Genomic DNA, 26,404 nt, shown 5'->3' on the forward strand with positions numbered 1-26,404 from the left:
TAGGTCTCAGTTATTTGGTATCGAGGATCTTTTGAACGGAGGTCTGCGTCTCGCGCAGCAGGTCCTGGATGTTTTCTCCGGCCACCGCACGCTGGGTGAGCTTGTCGACGGCGGTCAGGACGTCGGTGCTGTTCACGACACCTGGCAGCAGGGGCCGGCCGAACTCGGACTGCTTGGTCAGGGCTTCAACCACGGGGTTCGCTGCAACGTCGGCGGCGGGGATGTCGGACCGCAGCGGGGGCCACCCGGACCCGAGGGACCAGGCAGTGGCCGTCTCCTTCTGAAGGAAGTAGGTAAAGAACTTTTGGGCAGCAGCGGTTTTGGCTTCATCCTTCTGTGAGGTAATGCCCATGGAGATGCCGATGGCGGATGCAGCCTGGGCCTCCGGACCTGCCGGAACAGCCGCGATACCGTAGTCGATCTTGCTTTCCGCGGCGATGGAGGACATCCACGGTCCGCCCAGGTACATAGCGGCCTTCCCGCTGCTGAACAGCTTGTCACCGGCTATGCCATCAAGGCCGGACGGGGAAATCTTGTCGTTGCGGATGGCCTCAACCCAGGTCTGCAGGGTCTCGGCATTCTCCGGCGAATCCACCACAGCCTTCCCATCCCTGACGATGTCTCCGCCGTTGCCGTAGAAGAGTGAGGGCCAGACGCCGTTGGCGACCGTGGCGTGATCAGGAAGGCCAAGGCCGAACTGCTCCGGAGTGCCGTCGTTGTTTTCGTCAACGGTGAGCTTTTTGGCCGCTGCAATCCATTCCTCCCAGGTGGCGGGAGGGGCGGTCATGCCGGCCTTGGCGAACAGGGCCTTGTTGTAGAACATGGCCAGTGGCACGAATCCGGACGGGACGCCATACTTGTGGCCGTTGACTGTTTCCATGTCGGCGGCCGCCGGGATCAGCTTGTCCAGGTTGCTGGCCGGATCCTTGTAAAAATCGTCGAGTTCAACAAAAGCGCCCTTGTCCGCGTATACGGGAAGCCGCTCCGCCGGCATGGCCACGATGTCGGGCCCGTTCCCGGAGGACAACGCCGGAAGGAGCGTGTCATCAATGACCGACCAAGGGTTGGTCTGGACCTTGATGCTGACATCGCCCTGGGAGGCGTTGAAGTCCTCCACGATCTTGTTCAGGACTTTGCCGTCGGCCTCGGTATAGCCGTGCCAGAATGTCAGCTCCGCCTTGGAGCCTTCCTTGTTTGCCTGGCCCGCACCTGTGCCGGAGCAGGAGGTGAGGGCCAGCGATGCGGCCGCAACCGCGGTGAGAATTGTGAGCGACCTGTTCATGTCGGCCCTTCCAGAGAAGTGGGACTTCCGTGTCCCTGAAGCTGGTATGTCCGTTTAGGTAAACGTTGTACGTAAACGTTGTATCAAGCATGCGATGTCATTCGCTGACGGTCAAGAGCTTCCCGGAAAATTTCTTTCAGGCAGCGCTGTTGGCGCCAGATACGCCTTTCAGGGCCCCTCCGGAGGACTCGCGGACCTGGAGCAGGAAGTCTGTCTCTATCTCCCGCGCGTCCAGTTCAGCACCGCCTTCAATGCGGCGAAGCAGCGTCTCCACTGCAGCCTTGGCGATCTTGTCCCTGCGGGGGTTCACGGTCGAAAGCGCCGGCAGGGAGTACCGCGTTTCATCCAGGTCATCGAACCCGACGATCGCTACATCCTCCGGGATACGCACGCCGGCCTCCTGCAGAACACGCATCGCACCAAGGGCCAGGGTGTCGTTGAACGCGAAGACCGCGTTGAACGACAGGCCGTCCTTGAGGAGCTTCGTCATTGCCGCCGCTCCGCCGCGCCGATGCCAGGAGTCGGCATAGCACACCAGATTCGGGTCAAAGGACAGTCCGGCGGCCTCGAGGGCCTCCCGGTATCCGGCCAGGCGGAGTTCAGCGGAAGCGACGATATCACCCTCATGGGCAGCCAAGGCCAGGACACGGCGACGGCCTGCTGCGAGCAAATGTTCCGTTGCGGCGCGGGCGCCTGATGTGTTTGCCATGGTGATGCGGTCCACCTGGCCGTCGAAGGACGTGTCGCCAAGGACGACCAGCGGCGTGTCAACACCCTTCAGGAGTTCGGCGTCCGAGGCACCCAGCGTCAGGGAACTGTAGATGACGCCGTCCACCATGTGCCGGTGTTGGCCACGAAGGGCGGCCAGTTCGTTTTCGCGGCCGCTGCCGATCGGCTCAATGAGCACCGCGAGCCCCCGTTCTGCGGCGGCGCGCATCACCGCATCGGCGAGTTCGGCAAAGTAGGCAGTGGTGAGGTCAGGAATGATCAGGCCGATGACGCCCGAACGCCCGGACCTCAGATTCCGCGCCGACAGGTTTGGGCGGTAACCCAGCTGCTCAATTGCGTCCTCAACACGCTTCCGGGTCTCCGGCCTCAGCTGCGGATGCCCATTGATCACATTGGACACCGTCTTAATGGAAAAACCACTGACTCGTGCAACATCCCGGATCGTGACAGACACGCCACTCCTTCCCCCGCCTCATGGCCTGAATATACGGGCCTGTCCTTAGGGTACAACGTGGGAAGTGATCCGGTACAACGTGAGTAGCGGGGGGTTATGAGGCGTTTTCAAACGGACGTCTTCTCGAAGCCGCTGAAGAAGGAAACGTTCCGCAGAAGTCCTCCAGTTGAGGAGTCGGCGGTATCGGGTTCGAGGCGATCGAGCTCCCAAAGCAGCGTATGAGGCAGCCGTTGAGCATCGATCCCACCTGCCGGGCCGGACTGTGCTGCTCGCAGCACAGTCCGCCAAAGCCTCACTGCTTGGCTACTACCGGAACAGCCGCTGGCCGGAGAGCATAAATCCGCCACCGCCCGGACAGAGGCAGTCCGCTTCGCTAAGCGCATCACCGTGCTCGATGCCGAGCTCAAGGACAACAACACCCGCACCACCGAACTCCTCGAGGCAAGCCCCGCGGCTCCCCTATTGGAGGAGACCGGCATCGGCGGCCCCGTCACCGCCGCCGTGGTCTACACGGCCTGGTCGCATCTAGGCCGGGTTCGTTCCGAGGCCGTGTTCGCCACCATCGCCGGCGTGAACCCTATCCAGGTATAGAAGATTCGGATCATGAACGACTGGCACCAGGCTACTTAGTCAGTTACGGCGCCGAGGCTGGAGGTGCGGTGTAGACCGGCCATCTATGGCTCCGGAGACGGTAGCCGAACTACTCGCCCAAACAGGAACTTCAATTACCTACTGCTATGGGAGCCCGTACAGCGTTGCCCCATTCGGTCCATGAGCCGTCGTAGTTTCTCACGCTGTCCATGCCGAGCAGGAAAGTCAGAGCGAACCACGAGTGGCTTGAACGCTCGCCAATGCGGCAGTAGGTGATGACTTCATCGTCGGCTAGCAGGCCTACTTCGTTGAAGTAGATCTCCTCGAGTTCCCTTCGGGGCCGGAACGTCCCGTTGTCGGAAACAGCCCGCGCCCACGGGACATTGCGCGCCCCCGGGATATGCCCGCCGCGAAGGACGCCCTCCTGCGGGTAATCGGGAATTGACGTGCGCTCACCCGTGTATTCCTCAGGGCTGCGGATGTCTATCAGGGGTAGCCCGATGTGTTCCTGGACGTCATTCTTAAACGCCCGGATGGACGCGTCGTCGCGCGTGACCACCGGATACGGCGTTGCGGTCCGAGCGGGCGCGGGCGCGGTCCCGAGAGGACGTCCTTCGGTGATCCACTTTTCACGCCCGCCGTCGAGCAAGCGGACGTCAGGATGGCCAAAGAGACTGAATACCCAGAGCGTATAGGCGGCCCACCAGTTGTGCTTGTCACCATAAATGACAACGGTGCTGTCCCGTGAAATACCGCGGGACGTCATAAGATCGGCAAATTCCTGGCCCGTCAAATAGTCGCGCATCACCTGGTCATTCAGGTCTGTATGCCAATCGATTTTCACGGCCGACGGTATATGGCCCACTTCATACAGCAGCGGATCCTCGTCAGACTCCACGATGACCAGCCTGTCGTCGGCCATGTGCCGCACCAGCCATTCGGCCGTGACCACCCTGTCGGGATGTGCGTACTCTGCGATTCGGTCAGAATTGCCTGGAGGTAAAGCTTGCATTGAGGTCCTTTGATGGGATCGATAGCCCGTCAGCGAAAAGACCTCCACCTGCCAACTTGTTCATCCATGAACAGGAATGAGGTCAATTCACGAGCTTTGATTCATGTTTTCGCGCCCGGTGCGCTCGAAGATTTGCCGGGTTGCCGCAGATTTTCACATCATGCCAAACGCCGCTGTTGTTGCGTGAACGGTCAAAGAACGCAACCCTGCATTTTTCGCTGCGGCATAGTTTGAGCCGGTGCCAGGTTCCTGCGAGTTGGGCCTGGAAAATCTCTGTCATGGCCAGGGATTCAATATGCCCGGCTCCCGCTCCCTGCGGTTCTGCCTGGACCATTCCATTGGATTTGAGCTTCAGGGACGTGGCGGTTGTCCAGACTGTGGGCAGGGCGTCGACGTCGGAACTGACGACGGCGGCGGGGTCCCCTTCGGCGTTGAGCGTGCCTGCAAGTTCATCACGAAAGTACCGCAGATGTTCCAGGTCGCGTTCCGTAAGTTTGACTTCGACATAGCGCCGGCCGGTGGCCTGTGCCCACTGTTTCAGCCCAGCATCCACCCAGCCCTGGGCGAGCCCAAGGTCAAGAAATAAGTCGGACCTTCGCGGCTTTCCAGCGGATTTCGTGTTGAGCAGGTCATGCACAAAACCGAGCCCTCCAGGAGCACTTTCCATGTCATAGCGCTGCGTCGCGTTCCAGTCGCTCACTGCATCCTCTTTCGCCGACTTCCAGGGCACTTGGTCATCCACTATGTTAAGTGCGATCACCGGCCTTGAAATTCCAACACGGGGCGTGGCCTTCCCGCTTTAAGGGCTTCCACTGCCGAGTTCAGCCCCACTTGGGTGTCTTCGCGTTCAAACAAGGGCATGGCGATATCAAACATCGCCTGGTCTGCCGCAGCGACACCGCCCAGTGACCAGGTCCTCAGCAGTGCCTTGTGCGCAGCGTGTGCCCGCGTGGCACCGGTAGCGATTCGCTGCGCAAAAGCCAAGACTTCCTCCCGGAGCTTGTCCTCGGAAACGACGCGGTTCACTACGCCGGCGCGGCTCATTTCCGACGCCGGCACTTTTTCCGAGGTCATGGCCCATTCTGCTGCCCGGGCCTTGCCTGCCCTTTCTGCCACCCGGTAGATGCCGCCCAGGAGAGTAACGATGCCAAGAGTTTGCTCCGGATGCCCGAACTCCGCTGACTCTGCGGCGAAGATGAGGTCGGCACGGAGAGCGAGTTCAAATCCACCTCCGAAGCAAAGACCCTGAACTTCGGCAATGACCGGCATCGGCAGCAATTCAAGCTGGTTGAAGACTGACATGTAGCGCTCAAACAAGGCACGCAGTTCCCGCGTTTCGGCGCCCGGCCACGTCATGATGTCACCTCCGAAGCTGAAGTCCGCACCTTCAGACCGAATGATGACCACACGGGCGTCACTGCTACCGATGGCAGTTACAGCTTCGGAAAGCTCATCCGCCATCTGAAGGTCGATTCGGTTCTGGGGCGGATTGTCCAGGACGATGGTGGCAATCTGATCCTGGACAGTGAACGTAAGGTGGGTCATTGGCTTAGGCCCTTTCGTTGAGGAAGTAGTTGGAACCGGCTGAGTGCCGCAGGATTCAGTCGGCGGAGTAGAAACGGGATTCACCCACTGCCTTCCCGATCCGCTTACTGAGTTCAGCCGAGAAGCGGAGCACTGCGTCAAGCGGGCGGTGGTGGATGGCGGCTGAGACTATCTGACCGTTCTCGTCCTTGGTGAGGATGGTGACTCCGTAGAGCCTGAGTCCGCCGAACGCCGTCGCCTGCCACTCAAGATAGGTGCGCGGACCGTTAACGGTTTGCTGCGTAAACTCGAGGGACTCGTAGATGGAGCTGGCTGCACTCATCACCGTTTTGACGTTCTCCCGGCCGGTGATCGGAGACCGGATGACAGACGCCTCAAGGACAACGTCGCGGTGGAAGGCCTCGCCAAAGTCGTCCGCGGACTTGCTGGCAAAGGCGTTGATCCAGCCTTGAGCGCCGGCTCCGCCGGGTGCAGTGGCAGATCCTTCAGAAATTTCTAGGAGGAACCGGCCGATGAGTCCGGCGACGTTCTGGGGCTGCTGGACGTGAGGCCAGTGGCCCGCCCCGCTGAGTACTTCCTCCTTCACGTGCTGGAATCGTGGGGCGACCGCTGAAGACACCAGTTCAGCGGTGGCGAAACCGTCGGCTTCACCGCGGATTATCAATACAGGTGAGCTAAATTCACTCTTCTGAGGGGCGTCCGGGATCCCCTCGTTCCAGCAGTCAACGAGGTGGGTCACCACTTCCGGGCGGATGCGGCTGCCTATATAGGTGAGCTTGTCCAGCCCGAATTCGTTCAGCCCGCCGCCCAGGTACATCCGAACCCCGCGCTGTGCTTCTACGTCCCCACCGAGCTGCCGGAAGGAGCTGACAGCTTCCTCGGGAAGGTGCGTCCCTGCCAAGGGCACGGGCGTAACGAATACTGCGCCCAGCACCTTGTCCGGGTGGCGGACACCCACGAGCTCGGCCACGAGCGTTCCCATGCTTTGCGCGACGAGTACTACGGGCTTGTCCAGCCCAGCCACAACGCGAGCGACGTCGTCGGCATACCGCTGCAGACTGTAGGGGCCCTCATCCCCGCTCCGGTCCCCCATCCCTGCCAGGTCCAGCCTCAGCAGTTGGGCGTCCGCGGTGGCGAGTTCGGAGACGACGTCGTCCCAGACACTCTGATCGTCCAAGAAACCGTGGATGAAAAGCACGGCCACATCGCCGCTGCCAGTGGTTGTCAGGGAGGGATCCTGCTCCTGCAACTGCTCCATTACAGTAGTCACTTACTGCTCCTTGGTGAGGGTGGACCCCGACGGCGACCAGGCTGCTGTGTTAATGGGCGACCAGTCATCCGGCTGACCGTCCAGGCGTGCCATGCGCTGCTTGTGTTTGGACTTCAGAAGGTCGTCCTCAAGGGGTGTGGTGAACACGTTTTCAACCAGGGTGTATTCAGCCGCCAGCCGGCCCACAGCCGTGACCGCCGCAGTGTCAATCCGGCCCCGCTCCAGGTACAGCTCGTCCTTGACGTGGAAGCGGACCACTTCGCCCCAGACGACATGGTCGTTCATGTCGCCCACGGGAATGATGCGGTTAACGATGCATTCCATCGCGATAGGGGCGTCTTTGATCCTGGGTGCTGTCACGGCCTGCGAAGCCTCTTTTTCGAGCCCCACCGCCTCAAACTCGTCGATTCCCGAGGGAAATTCGAAGGCGGAGGAGTGCAGGGCGTGAGCCTGCGGAAGCGTGGCCACGTTGACTACAAAGTTACCCGTTTCGCGGATGTTGACGAACGTGTCCTTAAGGGTCCTGCCGTCTGAGCGCGGCTGCAGCGAGATGGACACCATGGGCGGCTTTCGTCCCACCGCCGTGAAGAAGGAGATAGGTGCAAGATTGGCGACACCCTCTTCAGAGATGGTGCTCACCCAAGCGATCGCCCGCGGAATGATGCTTCCAATGAGGAGTTTGTAGGAGTCTGCGGCGTCGAGATCCGCGCTGTTGATGATCATGGAGGGCCTGTATCTTTCCCTGTCGGTGTGTGGGGGCGTTTCTAGAGGAAACGCGACCTGGGGCTGCATCGGCGCGACCCGCGGTGGTGGAAGTGTTGGAGCTTTGTAGAATCAGCTGAAGTAAGCGTACCTAGTTTACCTATGTCATTCAAGAGCATAGATACAGAATTCGAAAATGGCTCAAGGTGGGGTCACGCCCCGGAGCAGGGACGGCAACTAGCGCTCCAGCACAACGGCGAGGCCCTGCCCCACCCCGATGCAAATGGCGGCAACTCCAACCCCTCCCCCACGGCGCTTCAGTTCCCGTGCCAGGTGGATCAGGACGCGGGAGCCGGACGCGCCCAGCGGGTGTCCCACGGCCAGCGCGCCACCGTGAATGTTCACCTTCTCCGGATCCAGGTCAGGCCACAGCCGCAGGCATGCCAGGCTTTGGGCCGCGAAGGCTTCATTGAGCTCCACAACATCGACGTCGGCCCAGGTCTTCCCTGCCCGGGCCAGGGCCTGGTTGGCGGCCTCCACGGGCGCAATGCCGAAGATGTCTGGATCATTGCCGGCCACCCCGCGTGAAACGATGCGTGCCAGGGGTTCCGTTTCCAGGGCGCCCTCCCGGCCGATAAGCATGGCTGCTGCCCCGTCATTGAGCGGAGATGAATTGCCTGCAGTGACTGAACCGCCGTCACGGAATGCCGGAGCGAGACCGGCCAAGGCCTCCCCCGAGGTGGTGGGCCGGACACCCTCGTCGTTGAGGAGCTGTGAAACCGGATGGGGCACCACCTCGTCGTCGTAGATGCCTTCGGACCAGGCCTTCGCGGCCAGCCGGTGGCTGCGAACGGCAAACTGGTCTTGCTCTGTCCTTGAGATGTCGAACTTGTCGGCGAGGTTTTCTGCCGTTTCGCCATTGGAGATGGTCCAGGCCTGGTTCATCCTGGGGTTGACCATTCGCCAGCCCAGCGTTGAACTGTGGAGAGTTTCCGGGCCGGCAGGAAAGGCCCGTTCGGGTTTTGCGAGGATCCAGGGCGCCCTGCTCATGGATTCGACGCCCCCGGCGACAACCAGGTCGGCATCGCCGATTTCCACCGCTCGGCTGGCCTGGATGGCAGCCTCGAGGCCTGAACCGCACAGCCGATTGACCGTAACGCCAGGCACCGACGTCGGAAGGCCGGCGAGCAGTGCAGACATTCGCGCCACATTGCGGTTATCTTCTCCCGCACCGTTGGCGTTGCCCAGAATCACCTCATCAATCCTGTGCGCTTCCAGCCCCGGCTGCCTTTCGACTACCTCCCGGATGACATGGGAGGCCAGATCGTCGGGGCGGATGCCCGCCAATGACTTCGCGAATTTTCCGAAGGGGGTGCGGATCCCGTCATAGATGAAACTGCCTGCCATCGTTTTGCCTTTCGCCGTGCATAGGTGAAGAAATCTGGGAATGGGGTCGGCTTGGGGCCGTGAAAGGAGCATACGCCTAAAAATCGTTGCAGGACATAGTCTAAAGCTGTACGCTTATTTCACATCATGCACCCGTAAGGCTGAAGCTTCCCGCTGAAACCGGGGCTCAGGCCCTTCAACCACCACGCAACTGATTCGTTCCAAGATTCCCCGCGGCGCGCGGCGTGGCTCCCGCGGTTTGACACCTACCCGGCCACGAGCGCTGGAGAGAAAAGAGAGACTCATGGCAGAACGACTGGATGTTGAATTTACGGCCGAGGGGGGCATCAGGCTCCGCGCTTGGCTCTACATCCCGGAGGGGCCAGGGCCTCATCCCGCCATCACCATGGCCCACGGCTATGCGGGCACACGCGCCCACGGACTCGCCGCATATGCCTCCCGCTTTGCCGACAACGGATTTGTGGTTCTGGTCCACGATCACCGGAATTTCGGCGCCAGCGAGGGGGAACTCCGCCACGACATCAATCCCTGGCAGCAGATCAAGGACTGGCGGCGGGCGGTGACCTATCTTGAGGGCAGGCCCGAGGTAGACGCCTCCCGCATAGGCCTGTGGGGGTCCAGCTACTCCGGCGGGCACGCCCTGGTTCTTGGAGCCACGGAACAGCGGCTCAAGGCAGTGGTCTCCCAGGTACCCGCCATCAACGGCCATGTGGCCGGTTCCCGGCGCGCGATAGGCGATGCCAAGACGGCGCTGGAACAGTCCTTCGTTGACGACGAAAGGGACCAGGCCGCTGGTAAGGCACCCAGGATGATCGCAGTGGTGAGCAGTGATCCAAGTCAGCCAGCCGCATACCGGGTGCCCTCCGCCGTCCGCTTCTACACGCAACCCGGCCCGGAAGAATTTGGCTGGGACAACACCGTCACGTTGCAGTCCACCCGGGCAGCACGCCTCTACGAGCCCGGGGTCTGGGCCTCAAGGGTGTCGCCGAAGCCGCTGCTTTTCATCGTGGCCGCTGACGATGAACTGACCGGCACGGACCTGGCCCTGGAAGCCTACGAACAGGCCCAGGAGCCCAAATCCCTGGTGATGCTTCCGGGGGGCCACTTCGAGCCGTACGTCGAGAACTTTGAGGATTCAAGTTCCGCCGCCCTCAGCTGGTTTTTGCAGCATCTCTAAACACCACGAACTTCAGGGAAAGTGACACATACTATGGCACCCACAAACGAGCTGACTTACGACGTCTTCGTCTCCGGCACCCTGCCTCAAACAGGAAGAGGAACACTCCCGAACGGGGACCCGCGCATCTGGTCCCCGCTGTCATCCACGCTGATCTCCGGACAGGAGAACGCAGTACTGGTTGACCCGCCCATGACGGTGGAACAGACACAGAGGGTCGGGGACTGGATTGCGGCATCGGGGAAGAAACTCAGCCACATCTACATCACCCACGGCCACGGTGACCACTGGTTCGGCGCAGGTCCGCTTGTGGAGCGGTTTCCGGGCGTCACAGTACTGGCAACCCCGGGCACGCTCCAGGAAATGGCGACGCACGGGTCCCCTGGGTTCCGCTCCTCTTTCTGGGACTCGATTTTCCCGGACCAGATTCCGCCCACAACCACAGTCACCCAGCAAATTGACACTGGGTCCTTTGAACTTGAGGGTCATGAACTGCGGATTGTTGAAGTGGGCCATACTGACACCGACAACACCACCATGCTGTTCGTTCCATCCATGGGGCTCCTGGTAGCCGGGGACGCCGTCTATAACGGGGTCCACCCCTACCTGACCGAATCACAGGACGGTGGCATCGAATCGTGGCTGCGGGCGCTGGATATCGCCGAAAGCCTTGAGCCCCGCTTTGTGGTGGCCGGACACAAGAACCCCGCATTACCCGATCTGCCCGGACAGATCCAGGAGACCCGTGGCTACCTTCTGGATGCATCAAAGCTCCTGGCCGAGGAACCAACGCCGGAGGAGTTCTTCTCGGCAATGCTCGCGGTTTACCCTGACCGGATAAACCCCGGCGCGTTGTGGGGTGCAGCCCTGAAACTGCTCAGTTGACCAGCGGCCAGGCGCCCACCATGGAGCCCGCTGCGCCGGCTTCGGAAGCAGTCGTCCAGCCCGATCTCCTCATTGAACCTTCGCCCAAGCCTCCGACGCACCCCTTCAACCTGTTTGCCGTTCCCCTGGGCTTCACCGGGTTGGGGGGTGCCTGGCAGGCAGCCCGCCTCACGCTTCAGGCTCCCGCATGGCCGGCGGAAGTCTTCTACGGGATCAGTGCCGCCATATGGTCCGTCCTGCTCGTCTGGTATCTGGCGAAAAGTTTCCGGGCCGGGTCCAAGGGATACTTCGACAAAGAACTGAGGCACCCGGGAACTGGCCCGTCGGCGTCCTTCATTCCCCTGGTGGGCATCCTCCTGAGCAGTCACTACATCGAATACAACAAGGTGTTCTGGTCCGCGCTGTGCCTGTTCTTCATCATCGCCCTCACGCTCCTCGGGGCCAGGCTACTGGTCCATTGGGTGACCGGCGGAGTGACGTTGGACTGGGTTCACCCTGGTTACCTGCTGCCGGTTGCTGCGGGTCCCTTCATAGCCAGCATCGGTTTTTCCACCATGGCTTGGCCCCAAGCGGCTGTCGCGGCGTGGGGTACCGGTGGTTTTTTCTGGCTGATGATCGGAACGGTGGTGACTGTCCGTTTCATGGCAGGGATTGAAATGCCGGACGATTTGAAGCCCGTCCTGGCCGGATACCTGGCCGCCCCCGCCACCGCTTGCGTGGCGTGGATAGTCATCCGCCCGGACGGTTCCGGAATCATCCAGTTGGGTCTCACGGGAATCCTCTTCATGATGATTCTGATGCAGGTTGTGCTGATTCCGCAGTACGCCGGACTGCCATTTTCGCTGACGTTCTGGATCTTCACCTTTCCGGTGTCAACGTCGGCGAACTACGGCGTCAGATGGCTGGGAACCCTCGGCGTCGCCGGATCGGAAGTGATCTCCTGGGCCCTCGTAGGCCTTGCCACGGCTTTTGTCCTTGGCATCGGAATCCGGACGCTCGTCCACCGCTCTCCGGCCAACCGACGCGCTGACGCTTCCGCACACCCCTAACCGCAGGATATTCCGGCGGGGATGCGCGTAACTCAATGCCCGACGTCGGGGGCTGGGGTTGCGGGAAACGGTTCCGGCTTGCTGGGGAGACATTGGGGTTTCATCAGGGCCTCATTTGAGGACGTTCAAGTAGGTATGGTGCAGTCACAAAGCCCTCTGCTGAATAGATCGCAGCGGCGGCTGCATTCGCGCTCACAGTCACTCTCGGAACCCCTCGTTCGTCAGCCGCGTCGATCAATGAGCGAACGAGCGCGCTGCCGATCCCGCGCTTTCGGTGTTGCGGAAGCACGTACACGCTCTGAATGTCACCTGCGAGGCGAATTCGATCGTGAATATCGGGAACCCGCTCGAAGAGCACCAGCCACGCCATGCCCACGAGCTCACCGCCGATATCGGCCACATGGCAGAGTAATGCCTGCCCTTGTGAACGCATCCAGGCAGCAAGATGTTCAGCAAACTCTCGCCGCTCGGATTCGGATACCGGGCGGGAGAGTTGGGCCCAGGATTCCTTCAAGGCGGCCAGCCTCGGAACGTCTTGGGGCTGGGCCGATCTAACGATCATCTTGTCCTCCACGTTTCGAGCATCGCCGCAATGACCGAATGAGCGCAAGCCGATCGCTTGCGCGGTTTCAGGAGGTTATCCAGTACCTCAATTTGAACGTTGTCACTGTGTCCTGGCTGTTGAAGACTTCCGGAACGCCGCGGTGGCTTTCGATCACGCGCCGGGATGCAAGGTTGTCGGCGTTGCAGGTGAGCAGTGCCTTGCGGATCCCAAGGTTCCGGGCTTCCACCAGTGCCAGCTCCAGAATTTGCCCTGCATAACCGTTCCTGCGGAATCTTGGACGCACTGAATATCCAATGTGACCACCCACCAAGCGCAGTGAAGGATTGAGGTGATGGCGTATCGAGACCCGACCCACTATCTGGCCTCCTACCTCCGCGACCAAAAACGTTTCCGGAACCCATGTCTCGGACAGACCGATGCCTTGACGAAGACGTTCCGTTCTGTCCAGAAAATCGGCCCAGTCCATGTCGGGCTCATAGCCATGGAGAAATTCAAAGCCTTCACGTGCGAGTTCTGCATGAGCTCGCTTTGCCTCATGCACGTCGTGAAGTGAGAGGCGGCGAAGTTCCATGACAACAGACACTAACGTCTATCGCTGGCATGGATTGGGTTGCTTCTCATTGGACGGGATAGCTAGAGTCTGCTTGGTGCAGCACTTCATTGCGGTAATCCCGCCATAGCACATCAGCGGCACCCTGCGTGAGGATCATCTAGGCCAGTCCTACTACCCAGAGACGTCGATCAGTCTCCAGTAGGTAAACAGTAAGAGCAGAATCGAGACTCCGCTGTTGTCCAGCGTCAGGTCCCAGCTCGGCCGAGTCTCCTCGCCTGCACGGCTTGTGCAGGCTCCATCTGCAGGAAGCGGCATTTGATGCAGGGGCTGCCTCCGCCAACAGTCCGAGCCGCCTTGCTACGGAGCTGGAGCAAGGCGGCTCGGACTGGACTCTGTATCCCTGCGGTCAGGTGACCATGCGAACGGTCACCTGTGGCGCTATTCGGCCGACGTCGGGTCGAGGAACTGCATCTGCGTTATGCGCCTGCGCGCGAACGCCGTGTGGTCATAGCCTTGACCGCACCAACGGCCGCAGCTCCCGCCAGGAGCGGAATGGCCAGGGCGAAGAAGATCTGGTCCACGCCCCATCCTGCGCCCAGCATCACGCCACCCAGCAGACCGCTGACAATGGAACCAGCCTTGCCGAAGCTGTGCATCCATGACACACCGGTTGCGCGGGCTTCAGTGGGGAAAACCGATGTGCTCAGTGCGTTCATGCCGCTGTTGGCACCCACCAGCACAACGCCGATGGTAAAGCCCAGAACAAGCAGCAGGGGCAAGGTCAGGTTGACGGACGCAAGGATCCAGGCCGCTCCGGCGGCCAGCGTGAAGGCCGCACCGAGGGATACATATTTGCCCAGCTTCTCCATGGCAAAACCGATGGCCAAAGCTCCGATCACACCGCCGAGGCCGAACATCGACACCACATTGCCTGTGCCTGCGGCGTCGATATTAAGTTGCTTGACGATGAGCGGCAGGTAGTTCAGGAACATATAGACCACTGCGGCGCAGATGAAGTAGCAAAGCCAGATCAGCAGCGATACAACCACAAGTTTCTTGGACAGTACCGCCCTGACGCCGCCAACCGGCTTGGCGCCGCCCGTGGGGGGTGCCCCTGTCAGGTCCACCGTCTTCATCTCGAACGCGGGAATGATGGCGCTCAGCACCTTCGTCACGTTTTCTGCCCGGCCTCCCCGTCGAATCATGAATACGGTGGATTCCGGCAGGCCCCACACCAGCGCGGGCAGAAGAATCAAGGCAAGAAGTGTTCCGGTCCCGAGCAGCCACTGCCAGCCCAGGGTGGGAATAATGGTGGATGCCAGGAAGCCGGTGATGACTGTCCCTAGTGGGAAACCGGTGAACGTGATGGCCACAATGGCGGCCTTCCGCTTTTCAGGCGCGAACTCGGCCACGAGCGTGATGACCAGGGGCATCACGGCTCCGAGGAAAAGGCACGCCACCACCCGGAAGATTCCTAGCGTCAGGTCGTTTGGTGCCAGGGCCCCGCCTAAGGTGGCGAGCCCAAATCCTGCGGTGCCCACGATAATCGGGAGCCTTCGGCCAATCTGGTCAGACAGTGGGCCGGCAACCATCGAACCGACCGTGAGCCCCACAACTCCCAGCGTGACCATGGTTGTCACCGTTGCCAGCGAGGTGCCCCACTGGGTGACGATTTGAGGGTAGATGAATCCCCATAAGCCGATTTCAACTCCCTCCAGGGTCATGGTCAGGAATCCGAGGAGGATGATCACGCGTCGCCTGTTGCCCAACGGCGCCTGATTGAGTAATTCCTGGACGGTCAAGCGGGAGGAAGCTGAGGTCCGGAGGCCGGTCGTCTTTGACGCCTCGTTGGCAATTGCCATGTTGTTCGCCTTTCTAATGCACGCCGTCGTTGGCGTGCGTGAGCTGATGCGAAGCTCGTAGTGCGCGTGAATCGTGGGCACGCAGTCTTCTATGAGCGGTTGCCGTCTAGGTCGTTCCCCTGTGCCTTGCTCATGGCAACCGAACCTTGATCTGTGTGTTCGGGGACACAATGGGAATTCTGCGATTGAAAGAAGCTTAGGCCATACAGCTCTTTCAAGCAATGGTTTTCGGTGTATCCAATTAGGCCCCGCTACCAGATGAGACATAGTGCGCGCACGACTACGGAATCCCTTATGCAACTAACTAACGGTCGGTCGAAGGTACAGCCAGCCACGCAACATTGCTCCTCCTCTGTAGGCCTCGCATCCGATGTCTTGGCACTCAACCACTTTGCCTCCCTTCATGGGAGATCGCCTTGACCCGCAGCGCCTTCAACCAGTCACTGATCAGGCTCCAGGGCTGTTCCCAGCCGCCGTCGAGCATCATGTCATGCCCGATCCCGGCGAGCTCCCGCACATCGGCGCCATAGCGTCGTGCGGTTGCGCGCGCCGACCGCACGGGCACCATTCGGTCGTGCTTGCTGTAGACGGACAGAAGCGGATATTCAGACTCCACCCTCGACGGGAGGTGGAAAAGCAGCTGGTACTGGACCCAGGGTGACCCGCCACAAAGGGATCGAGAAATCTCCGCCGCCTCCTCGTTGCCCATCCGCTCGAACAGCATGTCCGGCGGCAGCCGAAGGCTTCGACCCGCGAGAAACCGCATCGCCTGCCAGGGAAGGTTTCTCAGCACCGAAACAACCGTCCCGAAGGCCGGACCGGAAGTGATGGAGCCAACAAGCACACCCGCGCTCACCTTCGCCGGCTGCAGTGCCAACACCCGCTGCACGATCAAGCCACCAAGTGAGTGCCCAACCAAGACGAGCTCATCAGCATCAACAGCCTCGACCGCGCGTAGGACGTCTTCAACATAGTCCTTCAGCCGCGCCGAACGGAGGCTTCCTCCACTCCCGCCGTGACCCCTGAGCGAGATCGCGTACGCCGCATTGCCATCCTCGGAAGCTGCGCGCATCCAGTTGTGCCAGCAGGCGGCGTCATGGCCGAGCCCATGCACAAAGAGCAGCGCAGGACGGGGCCCGGCCGCACCAGCAGGAACCGCGGCAAGCATTTCGAGTTGAACATCGTTACCAGTGCCAAACATCATCGTCTTCACAGCGACGAACTTATCAGAAGGCAACAGAGGTAACAATGGCTTGCCTGTTTCACGGTTACTCTAAAATGAGACGACCGTCACAACCCCCGAGAATCAATTCATGCCGCTCCTTGACGACTTCTCATATGCTCCCCTCCTGCCAGCGGTGCGCTGCAGCTGACTTCACGAAATCGGCATCTCTTTTCGTGTCCGTTGGGCTACACCCCAAGCTGACGTCAGGGTCGGAGGCCAGGCGTGGTCAGAATGAGGTTCGATTCTTCGTTTCCCTCGTTGGCTTGGGAAGGCTCTCAGATCGAAACGCCGAGACCGAAGTATCGAAATGTTGCAGCGCGCCCGTCGCCCAGGCCGCAGGGCGGCGCATACCTGTAGCGGCCGGCATAGGGCTGTCGTGGGAAAGGCGGGACGCCGAACAGTTCCAGACAGGGCAGGGTCCGCCGCGAGCGGGCGCTGGCGAGAGCAGGAGAAGGCATGGTGACCTTGGTCGCGAATGTCCTCGTCGTCTCCCTTGGCACACCATAGGGTGTGGGGCACTTCGTCTAGGAAGTCAGGCGTGTCATTGTGGACCCGGCAGCGCGTGGCCTCGTGCGGCGACTCGGCTGGTGGCCAGACTGGAACAGATGGCAGCCGCGGCTGGCGCCAGGCGGGTAATTCTTCAAACCGGCGGCAACCAACCGGAAGCAGAAGCCCTGTACCCGAAGATCGCCTAGAGATACACACCGGGGCTATTCGCCCTACGACACCAAGGAATCAGGCCGGCGGAACGCCGGGCGCAACGATGGCCGGCGGACGATGGCGGGAGGTACCGCCGTCGTCCTCTGCCCGGTTCTTGTTCTTACTGGTCAGACGCCGGGTCCGAACCGGCCGCTGACACAAGCGGTCCGAACATCAGACTTCCTGGGGTGAACTCCTCACCGCATTCCGCGCACGACACCACCGGTTTCAGGTCGGCCCCGCAACTGTGCCGGTAAGAGGCACGGGGTGTCTCGTCGCGCATCCATGTACTGCTCCATGCTGCGAGTGAAATGAGGATGGGCGCGACTTCGGCCCCGGAAGTTGTGAGGTGGTACTCGTAGCGCGGGGGGCGCTCGGAGTACTGGACGCGCTCGATCACGCCTTGGCTTTCGAGCGTGCGTAGTCTGCCCGTCAGGATGTCTCGGGACGCGCCGGTATTTAGCGCGATCTGATCGAACCGGTGAACGCCCAAGGACATCTCGCGAAGCGCCAGCAGCGCCCACCGCTCTCCGAGCACGTCGAGGCCGGCCGCGATGAAACACGCCCTGGGCGCATCTACTGCTTTCTGGGCCGGCCGGTTCATCGTTCACCTGCTTTCGGTAGTTTCTTCAAGCATACAAGTCAGTTGGAAAATCCAACTCACTCGACTACTCTAATGTTCTGAGGTCGCGACAACCGCGTCACCGCCTATCTGAGATCAGGAGAATCCATGTCACTGCTATCTGGCGCCGTCGTCCTTGTTACCGGTGCGAATGGAGGACTGGGCCGCGAGCTCGTGGAACAGGCCCTCGCCCGCGGTGCCGCGAAGGTGTATGCGACGGCCCGCCGCCCGCAAGAGTGGAACGACTCCCGGGTCGTCCCCCTCGCCCTCGATGTCACCAGCCCTGACTCGATCCGGGCCGCCGTTACCCTGGCCCGGGACGTCACCGTCCTTATCAATAACGCCGGCATGGGCGTCGAATCGGACACGTTCTTGGCACTCCCCGACGAGAAGATCCGTGAAGTCATGGAGACCAACTTCTTCGGACCGGTCGCCTTGACCAGGGCATTCGCGCCGGTGCTCGCCGCCAGCGGGACATCAGCGGTCCTCAACATTCACTCGGTGCTTAGCTGGATCGCACTCACCGGCGCCTACAGTGCATCAAAGGCCGCGCTGTGGTCGGCGACCAATTCCTTCCGCGTGGAACTGGCCCCCCAAGGCACGCAAGTCACTGGTGTTCACCTCGGCTACATGGATACAGCCATGGCCAAGGGCGTGAATGCCCCGAAGACCTCCCCCGAGGAAGTCGCGCGGAAGTCGTTCGACGGGCTCGAGCAGGGGGATTACGAGGTCATCGTGGACGAAATCAGCGCCGGAGTGAAGCTCGGCCTGTCTGGCTCGATCTCGGATCTTTACCCGGCCCTCGCCGTCAACACCCCGGTCTGACCGCGACAAACACTGAAGACCTGCAGATAACCTAAGGAGGCAACACCAGTGACAACCAACACCTCGGCGCAACGCTCGGAAACATTCACCTGGATTGATCCGGCAATCGCCCTCGAACAGCTGCCCCGGCTGTCGGGTCTGGACTACTTTTCCGGCCTCCGCGACGGCAGCATTGCGCCGCCGCCGATCGCTTCCCTCATGAATTTCGATCTCATCGATGCGAGGTACGGACACGTCGAGTTCCAGTGCTGGCCGGGAGAAGCGCACTACAACCCCCTCGGAATAGTGCACGGCGGCCTGGCCTGCACGCTCCTCGACACAGTCCTCGGCTGCGCAGCACACAGTACCTTGGAAGCAGGGATCGGCTACACCTCTATCGATCTGGCGGTCAAGTACATGCGACCCATCACGCTCCAGAAGGGTGCTCTGCGCGCAGAGGGGTCAGTCGTAAAAACCGGCTCGCGGGTGATCTTCACCGAAGGCCGCCTCAGCACCGCCGACGGAGAACTCCTCGCCACCGCCACGAGCACGCTGCTCATCTTCCCCCACCAACCGGGCGCTCTGACAACATGACTGATACCGGCACCGCCCTTGCCCTGATGCCTGCCGCTCAGGATCGCGCCTTGCCCCCGGCCCTCCTTTTGGGAATGCCGGCGTTGAGCCGCTTCGGCGTTCCCTAGGGGCTTGCCAGTCTTGGGCGGCGGCTGGTCCGCCGCGAGGAGCTCTCTCGGGTCCCCGATGTGGCCGGAGGAAATCCTCTACGGGGAAGCCAACTCGCTGTGGCTGATCCTGACCGCATCTACGTATTTCGGGGCCTTCGCCGAAAAGGAGCATTCCGGGCCGACCTGCGAGATGAAGTGGCGGGGTGACCCCGCCGTGGCCCTTCACCTCCTTCATCCCGCTCGTGGGGATCCTGCTTTCGTCCCACTACAGCCAGTATCTGCCGCCATGGGGGCGCCTGGCTGTGTATAGGTTTCATTGCCGCCCTTGCCATCGTCGCCGCGCAAGCTCCTCGCCCACTGGGTCACCGGCGGGGTATCAATGCAGTCCATCCACCCCGGCTACCTTCTGCCCGTCGTGCCCGGATTCTTCGTTGCCAGCATCGGTTTCTCAAGCATCCACGCCCATAACGCAGCCATTGCCGCGTTCGGCATTGGCGCGTTCTTCTGGCTGGTCATAGGAACCATCGTCACCGTCCGCCTGATGACCGGCGGCGAATTGTCACCAGCCGCTACAACCGGACTGTCCGCCTATCTCGCCGCGCCCGCAACGGCCAACATTGCCTGGATGCTGTCACATCCAGAACCCGTGGGGCTCATATCCAGCTTTGTCTAACAGGCGTGCTGTTGATCATGGCGCTGATGCAGCTCATGCTCCTCCCCGAGTACCGCAAGCTTCCCTTCACGCAAATGTTTTGGGTGTTCACCTTTCCCGTTGCTGCACGCCGAACTATTCCATCCGCTGGCTTGCAACAACCGACCTCCCCGGCAGGGGAATTTGCGCCTGGACGATTCTTAGCCTCGCAACAGCCTTCACCCTGGCCGTCGCCGCCCGCACCGTCCCAAGAGCCATCGCCCCAAAATCGGCGAGACGCGCCACAGCACAGAGCACAGAAGTGCGCTGAAGCTCCTGCGAACACATACCTCAGTTGCATTGTTTAGCGGCGCTTCCCTGGGCTGCCGCATAGTAACCGCTTGCGAGTAGTGATACCTATCCGGTTGGCAAGCACACAGCCAGCGGCACAACATACCAAGCCACTCTTCGGCTCTTGCAACCAACTGTCAGCCGTGCCGCCGCAGGATATCCCGCCCGCGGTCGCCACCAATCCCACTGATTCGAAGTAACCAGCACAGCCAAGGACCCACATGAGTTCACCAGCAGGACATCCAACCGCATGGACGCCGACGTCGACCACAGGATTTTCATGGCACGAACAACGCATACACACCGTCTCCATGACTGGTCCGAACCTGAAACAGGGCCTCATAGCCTCGGCCATGAGTTCGCTGGCTACGTCGTCGAGGTTGCAGCCGCGCACGTAACTAAAGGGATTTCCTGGATCCGCACACCGACACGGGAGCTGGCACGCCCTCTAAGGAAGCAAGAAACGGATAGAGCCCGATCGCAGCAGAACACAAACAAGAATATTCGATGACGATCGAGAACTCCGGACCCCCAAGATCCGCACTAAAAGAATCCTTGACAGAGCCTTCCTGCAGTCCTATGTTTATTGCAACCGATCTCAGCAACCGATCTCACTGCTCGTCAATGCAACCGATCTCAAAGGAGAGACTCGATGATCAATTGGCTCATCCCCGGACCTTCGGTAGCCCCACATTCAGCAGGCGTCGTTTTGAGTACGGCATGCTCCCGCATCAGCAACCCGGCACACAGGAGAGATTCATGATCAAGAAGCGATGGGGCTTGGCACTCGTCACAGCAGTCGTAGCTAGCCTTGCCCTCAGCGGCTGCTCCCCCTCAACTCCGGAATCTGGGGGGCCGGTGACGCTCAATTACTGGGACTTCCTCGATCCCAGCCAAGACAATCCGCGATCGAAGGCACTGAAGGAAAACATCGCCAACTTCGAGGCGGCAAACCCTGACATCAAGATCAATCTCTCGGTGGTTTCCCTGGGCGATATGTTGAACAGACTGCCGCAGTCAGCAGCGGCCGGTCAGGCGCCGGATGTGTTTAAGATGTTCACCCCGATCGTGCCCCAGATGGCCTCCGCTGGCGTTTACTCGCCGCTGCCTGATGCTGCGTCCGAGGTCACTGACTGGCTCCGCCCCACCGACACTTTTGCGGGACCTGACGGCAAGCAGGTCGCGGTGCCGTATGAATACCGCACCTGCGCCCTGTACTACAACCAGAAAATCCTGTCTCAGATCGGTGCGGCCACTCCGACCACCTACGACGAAGTCGTGGACGTTGCACAGAAAGCTGCCGCAGCTGGATTCACCGGGTTCGGAACCGGATTCTCGGACACTGACAACTCAGCCATCATCAGCACTTTCTTCAACTGCTTCATGACGCAGGTCGATCAGGAAATATGGACTCGAGACGGGAAGGCAGATTTCGCCACCCAGAAAAGCGAGGAGTTTGGCAATTTCCTTGCCAAGCTCCGGGACGCAAAGGCACTGGGTAGCAACGTCGTTTCCGACACGTACGGCACCGTAGCAGACGGCATGGCCAGCGGCACTGTCGCAATGTCAGTCATGGGCACCGAACGTATCGTTTCGTTCGCATCCCAGAACCCGGACGTCAAGTGGACCACCTTGCCGAAGGCAACTACTGGAGACACCACGGGCACCACCATTGGATGGACACTCGGAATCGGCAACGGGAGCAAAAATACAGAGGCTGCCTGGAAGTTCATCGAATACATGACCGGACCCGAAGCCGGCGCAAAGATGGCCACCGGCGGCGAGGTTCCCACACGCGCTGCCACTTATGAGCAGCCATTCTTCTCCACGCCCGAAGCGAAGGTTGTGAACGACATCGCCGCCTATGTCAAGAGCAACAGCGAACCCCGCACATATTCCGATAACTGGACCTCGCTGGCCACCGGGCTCTCCCAGGCCGGACAGAAACTGACCCTCAACAATCTATCGGGCAGCGAGTTTATCCGTTCCGCCCAGGATGCGGCCAACAAGTAATAGCCCCCAACGTCCGGGGGGAGTCTGAAAAATCAGGCTCCCCCCGGAAGGGAGAGATAATGTCAACAAACAGCCCGACCCGCACTTCATCTCAGACGGCCACTCCACCCACAGGCATCCAGGCTTTCCGCCGGGCTCGTAAGGACCGCATGGTCTGGTTGTACGTCGTCCCCGTCAGTGCCGTGTTTCTCTTTGTCTTTGTTGGACCGCTCATCTACACTGCATGGACGGCGCTTCACGAGACTTCGTATTACCAGATCGGCAAATTCTCTGGTCTGAACTCTTTTACCAAGCTGTTCTCAGATTCCGACCTGCCCGCCCGCATCTGGACAACCCTTGTATTTTCGCTCGGGGCGCTGGTCATTGCATTGCCCGCGGGACTCTTGTCTGCGATTGTGCTGAACAACCTGCATCGGTTCAAGCGCTCCGTCCGCAGCCTCTTCCTGTTGCCGTGGCTTATGTCCCAGGCCACAGCAGGAACAATCTGGCTTTGGTTCCTCAACCCTAATTACGGGCCAGCCTCAGCTATCACCCAATCCCTTGGGTTCGGTCCTACTGATGTCTTCTCGTCCCCTAATAGTGCGCTCGTTGCGGTGACTCTGATGACGGCGTGGTGGTCCTACCCGCAAGCCATGCTTCTCTTTCTAGGCGCCCTTCAAACCATTCCAGTGGAATTGTACGAAAGCCTCAAAGTGGACGGAGGGGGCATTCGGCACGCATTTGTCAACGTCACGTTGCCTTACCTGCGCAACACCATCGTCTCCGTGGTGATCGTTCTGCTCATGCTCTATGTACAGATGGTCACCATCATCCTGGTAACGACACGAGGTGGCCCCATCGGATCGACCGAGACGCTGTCAATGCGGGTATACAACCAGATGTTCGACAAGTTCGATCTCTCCGGGGCATCAGCAACGGCTATCCTTCTTTTCGCCGTAAACATTCTCCTCACTCTTGTCGCCATTCGCTTCCGACGGAAGGAAAGCCTGTGAGCACCACAACCTCGCGCCGCCAAGGCCGCGTAGGCGCCCTCCTTCGGGCCGTTCCGGCTTGGGCATACGTCTTCCTCTCAGCCGCGATCGTACTACCGCCGGTCGCGTGGATCGTATCCACCTCGCTGAAAACCGGCTCGGACACCCTTGAGTTCCCGCCACGATGGATTCCGGACCCGATCTCATTCGAGGGCTTTGCGGGCATACTGACTTCGACAAACATTCGATTTTTTGTTAACTCCCTCATCTACGCCGGCGGTTCCATCGCCCTCGCGTTGGCGATTTCCATCCCGGCAGCATATGTCGCCACCAGGTACCGAAGCCGCCGCATGGAAACTCTGATGACCGGGATCTTGGTGCTGTCGATGGTTCCCGCGATCGTGGTCTTCATCGCCCTGTACTCCATGTTCGTCAGGACAGCCTTGATTAACACCTATCCGATGCTGATTCTCGTCTACACGGCCATTATCTGTGGGCAGACCATATTGTTCCTGCGCAACTTCATTGAGAACATTCCCGTTGAGATAGAGGAAGCGGCTGCGATCGATGGCTGCTCCCGGCCACAGATCCTGTGGCGCATCATCCTCCCGCTCATCCGTCCCGGCATTGCAGCCGTAGCCATCTTCATCTTCGTATTCGTCTGGAACGACTTCCTTGTAGGCACCGTCCTCGCCACCACAGAAGACATGAAGACCGTCCAGAACGGCATCGTGCGGTATATAACCACTGGCTTCGGTAGCTTCTGGGGACTCTTCGCTGCATTCATCGTCGTTGCTTTCATCCCCGTTCTCTCAATCTTCCTGGCCTTCCAGCGCTGGTTTGTTGCCGGCATGACGTCCGGTGGTGTCAAGGGATAACTACAGCAAGAGTTCTGCTGCCCAGGCCCAACCTAGAAAAGCACGCCACATGGCCGCTTCCAAGCGGTCATGTGGCGTGCCCTTTCGCGACCAACTCACCGGAACTGCAATCCCTAAACTCTGACAAGCCCCTCAGCCCGCGTCTTAAGTACCCGCGGGGGCCGAATGCGCTGGAACTCACGGGCAAGAGCTCAACGTGTAGACGAGCCAGGCCCCACCGCCTGTCCCTTCATGGAATCTCGTTCAACACCAACATCAACACCAACGCCGGCGAAGGAGCCTGACCAATGCACCGCCCGAACGCCCTGCCCACCTGCCAGTGGGCCAATCTTCCCCTCGACGAAGACGGCAAGCTCGCCTCAGGATGGGGCTACGACGGCCCTTAAATCGCCGTCTCCGGAGACCGTCTTGAGGCCTGGCGCTGGTATGAGCTCGAATTCCGCCACGAAGCCAACGTCGGCTCCCGCTCTTGGGGCACGGCGAACACCTGTTGAGGCCTGCCGCGACGAAAATGATCGCTGTTTGATTCTCCCACCGGCATTGGCGCGGGGCTGATTGACCGTGGCACTCTGCTTCGCGGAATGAAGGGCACTGCTGGCGCCATTGGACACATCCCCATTCCACGCGGCATAGATTTTCCGTGTATTTGCGGAAACAAGGGGTGTCTCGTTGCCTTGGTGTCGCAGCAAGTCCATGCCACGGACTTGCCAATACATCGGCTTTCTCGGCAAAGGTGTCATTGCTATCGAAAAGACTCAAGGCTCGGTTGATGAGTGGCGGACCCGTTTCGGCCGGAATCCTAAAGCCGCGCTCCTCGTTCCATGCGCTGTTTCCCTGGTTTTCCCAGTCTAGTCACCTGGCGCTAGGCACTCCGAGCATCTTTACCCGGGTGCGGACAGCTCAAGAGTTGTCGCTTGGCAGCCAGTCTGGCGGCTGAATTAGCTCCACACGATTTCCGTCTGGATCGAGCAGGTAGATCAGCAAGCCTCCTGCAACCGGGCCCGACGTGGGTGCGACCGGTTCGGACAAAGCGCTGTACCCGAGCGCTGTCATTCTGGCGTAAACCTTGCGCAGGTCAATATCGGTAAAAGCAAGATGTGCAGTCCCCGGCTGCGCCTCTGATGGGTTGACGGCCGGTGGCGGATCCTCAACCTGGACCAGCTCCAAGTTGAAGGTACCGTCACCCGTTGAGAGCATTAGTGCTTTGACCTTAACGTCCGGACGGCCGTAAAGTTCGCCGACGTATGGGCCCGATGTCCACGCTTTCAAGCGGGCAAGGCCAAGCCCTTCCACGTAGAACCGGGCGCTGCGCTCCATGTCCGTAACGTGCAGGGCAGTGTGATGATGTCGAATCGCAGTTTTCATTTCTCTCACCTAAACATTCCCGAGGGGCTTGAACTGGACCAAAAGAACGGACATATCGATTTCTCCTCGTAGATTCAGACTTAGACTTCGCTGGGATTGCTCAGACACAGCCTTGAGGGGTCGGTGCTGGGCTTGCCTGGCGTATGTGTACGCTGGGTTGCCACCTGCAAAAGGTGTGTGACGGGGCCTCTTTGATTGCAAGGCACCGTGCAGGGGGTTCAGGTTCCTATTCCCAGGTGTGCTCCGCCGGCCACATCGAGAGACACTCCGGTGATGTAGCGGTTGTCGGGATCGGTCAGAAAGAGTATGGCGCGGGCGACTTCGTCGGGTTCGGCAAACCGGCGCATCGGCAGTTGCGCTGCCCTCTTCGCCCGGTTGGCAGCCGCATCCGGGCCTGAATCTTTGGCAAACTGTGCCCACATGGGTGTGTTCACCGGGCCTGGTGCGACGGCGTTGACGGAGATGCCCTGAGGCCCGAGTAATTCTGCGAATGACCACATGATGTGTAGGACTGCGAGCTTGCTCGCGTTATAAGGCAGGTAGTTCAGGCGTGCTTCTTTGGCCGCGACGGAGGATAAGACCACGATGGCGCCGGCCGTGCCGGACTCAAGCATTGACTTTGCTGTCTCTCGTACCATCGAGAACGTTGCAGAGGCATTGATCCTCAGAATGGAGTCGAACTCTTCTGTGGTTGTCTCCATAATGTCCGGCGTGGTGCCGAGCACTCCTGCTGCATGGACGAGGACGTCGATGCGGCCGAATCTGGCTTTGATGTCCTGGATAACCGTTGCGCATTGTTGCTCGGACGTGATGTCGAGAGGATGGAAGGCCCCCAGCGCCTGGTCCTCCTTGGGCGAACGATCAGCGCCTACGACGAGGGCGCCTGCGGCTACGAATGCGCTGACAGCAGCATCGCCGATTCCCCCGCTCGATCCGGTTACCAGAACCACCTGGTCTTTGAGGCTCATCGGTTCTCCCCACTCTGGATGCGGCTGCGCCGCGGTTCTCCTGCGGTCCGGCCGTGGGTTGCTCGCTTCATGTCTAATTCCTTAGTTATGGTTGTTCAGTCGACGGTCAGG

General features: G+C 60.4%; 25 protein-coding genes and 2 pseudogenes. 12 read left to right on the forward strand and 15 right to left on the reverse strand.

Annotation, left to right across the window (positions count from 1 at the left end):
- Positions 1-10 precede the first annotated feature (10 nt).
- Together QFZ30_RS10120 and QFZ30_RS10125 are read right to left on the reverse strand one after the other, a co-directional pair.
- Positions 11-1,282: an ABC transporter substrate-binding protein gene (locus QFZ30_RS10120; protein WP_307075819.1), complete on the reverse strand. Its 1,272-nt coding sequence runs from the start codon at positions 1,280-1,282 to the stop codon at positions 11-13.
- Positions 1,283-1,418: 136 nt separating this feature from the next.
- Positions 1,419-2,465 carry a LacI family DNA-binding transcriptional regulator gene (locus QFZ30_RS10125; RefSeq protein WP_307075821.1) on the reverse strand — a complete coding sequence of 349 codons (1,047 nt, stop codon included), beginning with the start codon at positions 2,463-2,465 and terminating at the stop codon, positions 1,419-1,421.
- Positions 2,466-2,813: 348 nt separating this feature from the next.
- On the opposite strand from QFZ30_RS10125, the pseudogene QFZ30_RS10130 reads away from it, so the two are divergent.
- Positions 2,814-3,047: pseudogene (locus QFZ30_RS10130) on the forward strand (IS110 family transposase); the annotation flags it as partial.
- Positions 3,048-3,186: 139 nt separating this feature from the next.
- On the opposite strand, the gene QFZ30_RS10135 reads toward QFZ30_RS10130, so the two are convergent.
- The 6 genes from QFZ30_RS10135 to QFZ30_RS10160 all read right to left on the reverse strand — a co-directional run bounded on the left by QFZ30_RS10135 (position 3,187) and on the right by QFZ30_RS10160 (position 8,992).
- A complete protein-coding gene (locus QFZ30_RS10135; RefSeq protein ID WP_307075822.1) occupies positions 3,187-4,068 on the reverse strand; it encodes a sulfurtransferase in 882 nt (293 codons plus the stop codon).
- 82 nt (positions 4,069-4,150) lie between these two features.
- Positions 4,151-4,768, reverse strand: a complete 618-nt coding sequence (locus tag QFZ30_RS10140) for a CGNR zinc finger domain-containing protein (RefSeq protein ID WP_307075824.1) — start codon at positions 4,766-4,768, stop codon at positions 4,151-4,153.
- A gap of 56 nt (positions 4,769-4,824) precedes the next feature.
- Complete coding sequence (locus tag QFZ30_RS10145; protein ID WP_307075826.1) at positions 4,825-5,613, reverse strand: enoyl-CoA hydratase/isomerase family protein; 789 nt, start codon at positions 5,611-5,613, stop codon at positions 4,825-4,827.
- Positions 5,614-5,668: 55 nt separating this feature from the next.
- Complete coding sequence (locus QFZ30_RS10150) at positions 5,669-6,883, reverse strand: alpha/beta fold hydrolase (protein ID WP_307075827.1); 1,215 nt, start codon at positions 6,881-6,883, stop codon at positions 5,669-5,671.
- Positions 6,884-7,606, reverse strand: coding sequence for a flavin reductase family protein (locus tag QFZ30_RS10155; RefSeq protein WP_307075829.1), 723 nt, complete (start codon positions 7,604-7,606; stop codon positions 6,884-6,886). It abuts the gene before it with no gap.
- A 216-nt stretch (positions 7,607-7,822) separates the two neighbouring features.
- Entirely contained in the window at positions 7,823-8,992 is a 1,170-nt protein-coding gene (locus QFZ30_RS10160) for a thiolase family protein (protein ID WP_307075831.1), read from the reverse strand.
- A gap of 283 nt (positions 8,993-9,275) precedes the next feature.
- On the opposite strand from QFZ30_RS10160, the gene QFZ30_RS10165 reads away from it, so the two are divergent.
- The 3 genes from QFZ30_RS10165 to QFZ30_RS10175 are packed head-to-tail and all read left to right on the forward strand — an operon-like array spanning position 9,276 to position 12,103.
- Positions 9,276-10,169: an alpha/beta hydrolase gene (locus QFZ30_RS10165; RefSeq protein WP_307075832.1), complete on the forward strand. Its 894-nt coding sequence runs from the start codon at positions 9,276-9,278 to the stop codon at positions 10,167-10,169.
- A 33-nt stretch (positions 10,170-10,202) separates the two neighbouring features.
- Positions 10,203-11,054 (forward strand): MBL fold metallo-hydrolase, encoded by an 852-nt coding sequence (locus QFZ30_RS10170; RefSeq protein WP_307075834.1) that lies wholly within the window; start codon positions 10,203-10,205, stop codon positions 11,052-11,054.
- Positions 11,051-12,103, forward strand: a complete 1,053-nt coding sequence (locus QFZ30_RS10175; protein WP_307075836.1) for a TDT family transporter — start codon at positions 11,051-11,053, stop codon at positions 12,101-12,103. Before QFZ30_RS10170 ends, QFZ30_RS10175 begins: the two co-directional genes overlap by 4 nt.
- Before the next feature lie 103 nt (positions 12,104-12,206).
- On the opposite strand, the gene QFZ30_RS10180 is transcribed toward QFZ30_RS10175, so the two are convergent.
- The 5 genes from QFZ30_RS10180 to QFZ30_RS10200 form a co-directional block, all read right to left on the reverse strand.
- Positions 12,207-12,677 (reverse strand): GNAT family N-acetyltransferase, encoded by a 471-nt coding sequence (locus QFZ30_RS10180; protein WP_307075837.1) that lies wholly within the window; start codon positions 12,675-12,677, stop codon positions 12,207-12,209.
- A gap of 55 nt (positions 12,678-12,732) precedes the next feature.
- The gene (locus QFZ30_RS10185) at positions 12,733-13,239 is read right to left on the reverse strand and encodes a GNAT family N-acetyltransferase (protein WP_307075839.1); all 507 of its coding nucleotides are present in this window, start codon (positions 13,237-13,239) and stop codon (positions 12,733-12,735) included.
- Between the two features lie 458 nt (positions 13,240-13,697).
- Positions 13,698-15,083, reverse strand: a complete 1,386-nt coding sequence (locus QFZ30_RS10190) for an MFS transporter (RefSeq protein ID WP_307075841.1) — start codon at positions 15,081-15,083, stop codon at positions 13,698-13,700.
- Between the two features lie 382 nt (positions 15,084-15,465).
- Positions 15,466-16,287 carry an alpha/beta hydrolase gene (locus QFZ30_RS10195; protein WP_307080184.1) on the reverse strand — a complete coding sequence of 274 codons (822 nt, stop codon included), beginning with the start codon at positions 16,285-16,287 and terminating at the stop codon, positions 15,466-15,468.
- A gap of 841 nt (positions 16,288-17,128) precedes the next feature.
- Positions 17,129-17,611: a winged helix-turn-helix transcriptional regulator gene (locus QFZ30_RS10200; RefSeq protein WP_307075843.1), complete on the reverse strand. Its 483-nt coding sequence runs from the start codon at positions 17,609-17,611 to the stop codon at positions 17,129-17,131.
- Between the two features lie 126 nt (positions 17,612-17,737).
- Here QFZ30_RS10200 and QFZ30_RS10205 point away from each other — a divergent pair, with 126 nt between their 5' ends.
- From QFZ30_RS10205 to QFZ30_RS10240, 8 genes and pseudogenes are all read left to right on the forward strand, one after another.
- Positions 17,738-18,454: an SDR family oxidoreductase gene (locus tag QFZ30_RS10205; protein ID WP_307075845.1), complete on the forward strand. Its 717-nt coding sequence runs from the start codon at positions 17,738-17,740 to the stop codon at positions 18,452-18,454.
- Positions 18,455-18,502: 48 nt separating this feature from the next.
- Positions 18,503-19,027, forward strand: coding sequence for a PaaI family thioesterase (locus tag QFZ30_RS10210; protein ID WP_307075847.1), 525 nt, complete (start codon positions 18,503-18,505; stop codon positions 19,025-19,027).
- Positions 19,028-19,441: 414 nt separating this feature from the next.
- Positions 19,442-19,789 (forward strand): SLAC1 family transporter, encoded by a 348-nt coding sequence (locus tag QFZ30_RS10215; RefSeq protein ID WP_307075849.1) that lies wholly within the window; start codon positions 19,442-19,444, stop codon positions 19,787-19,789.
- Between the two features lie 1,068 nt (positions 19,790-20,857).
- Positions 20,858-22,111 (forward strand): ABC transporter substrate-binding protein, encoded by a 1,254-nt coding sequence (locus QFZ30_RS10220; protein ID WP_307075851.1) that lies wholly within the window; start codon positions 20,858-20,860, stop codon positions 22,109-22,111.
- 59 nt (positions 22,112-22,170) lie between these two features.
- Positions 22,171-23,103 carry a carbohydrate ABC transporter permease gene (locus QFZ30_RS10225; protein WP_307075853.1) on the forward strand — a complete coding sequence of 311 codons (933 nt, stop codon included), beginning with the start codon at positions 22,171-22,173 and terminating at the stop codon, positions 23,101-23,103.
- Positions 23,100-23,960 carry a carbohydrate ABC transporter permease gene (locus tag QFZ30_RS10230; protein ID WP_307075855.1) on the forward strand — a complete coding sequence of 287 codons (861 nt, stop codon included), beginning with the start codon at positions 23,100-23,102 and terminating at the stop codon, positions 23,958-23,960. Before QFZ30_RS10225 ends, QFZ30_RS10230 begins: the two co-directional genes overlap by 4 nt.
- Before the next feature lie 287 nt (positions 23,961-24,247).
- Positions 24,248-24,436: pseudogene (locus tag QFZ30_RS10235) on the forward strand (sugar phosphate isomerase/epimerase); the annotation flags it as partial.
- 63 nt (positions 24,437-24,499) lie between these two features.
- Complete coding sequence (locus QFZ30_RS10240; protein WP_307080186.1) at positions 24,500-24,730, forward strand: ROK family protein; 231 nt, start codon at positions 24,500-24,502, stop codon at positions 24,728-24,730.
- Positions 24,731-24,860: 130 nt separating this feature from the next.
- Here the strand turns inward: QFZ30_RS10240 and QFZ30_RS10245 are convergent, their stop codons facing one another.
- The gene (locus QFZ30_RS10245; RefSeq protein ID WP_307075857.1) at positions 24,861-25,325 is read right to left on the reverse strand and encodes a VOC family protein; all 465 of its coding nucleotides are present in this window, start codon (positions 25,323-25,325) and stop codon (positions 24,861-24,863) included.
- A gap of 218 nt (positions 25,326-25,543) precedes the next feature.
- Positions 25,544-26,293: an SDR family NAD(P)-dependent oxidoreductase gene (locus QFZ30_RS10250; protein WP_307075859.1), complete on the reverse strand. Its 750-nt coding sequence runs from the start codon at positions 26,291-26,293 to the stop codon at positions 25,544-25,546.
- Between the last annotated feature and the right edge of the window lie 111 nt (positions 26,294-26,404).

This window comes from Arthrobacter pascens (genome assembly GCF_030815585.1).
Lineage (GTDB): Bacteria > Actinomycetota > Actinomycetes > Actinomycetales > Micrococcaceae > Arthrobacter > Arthrobacter pascens_A.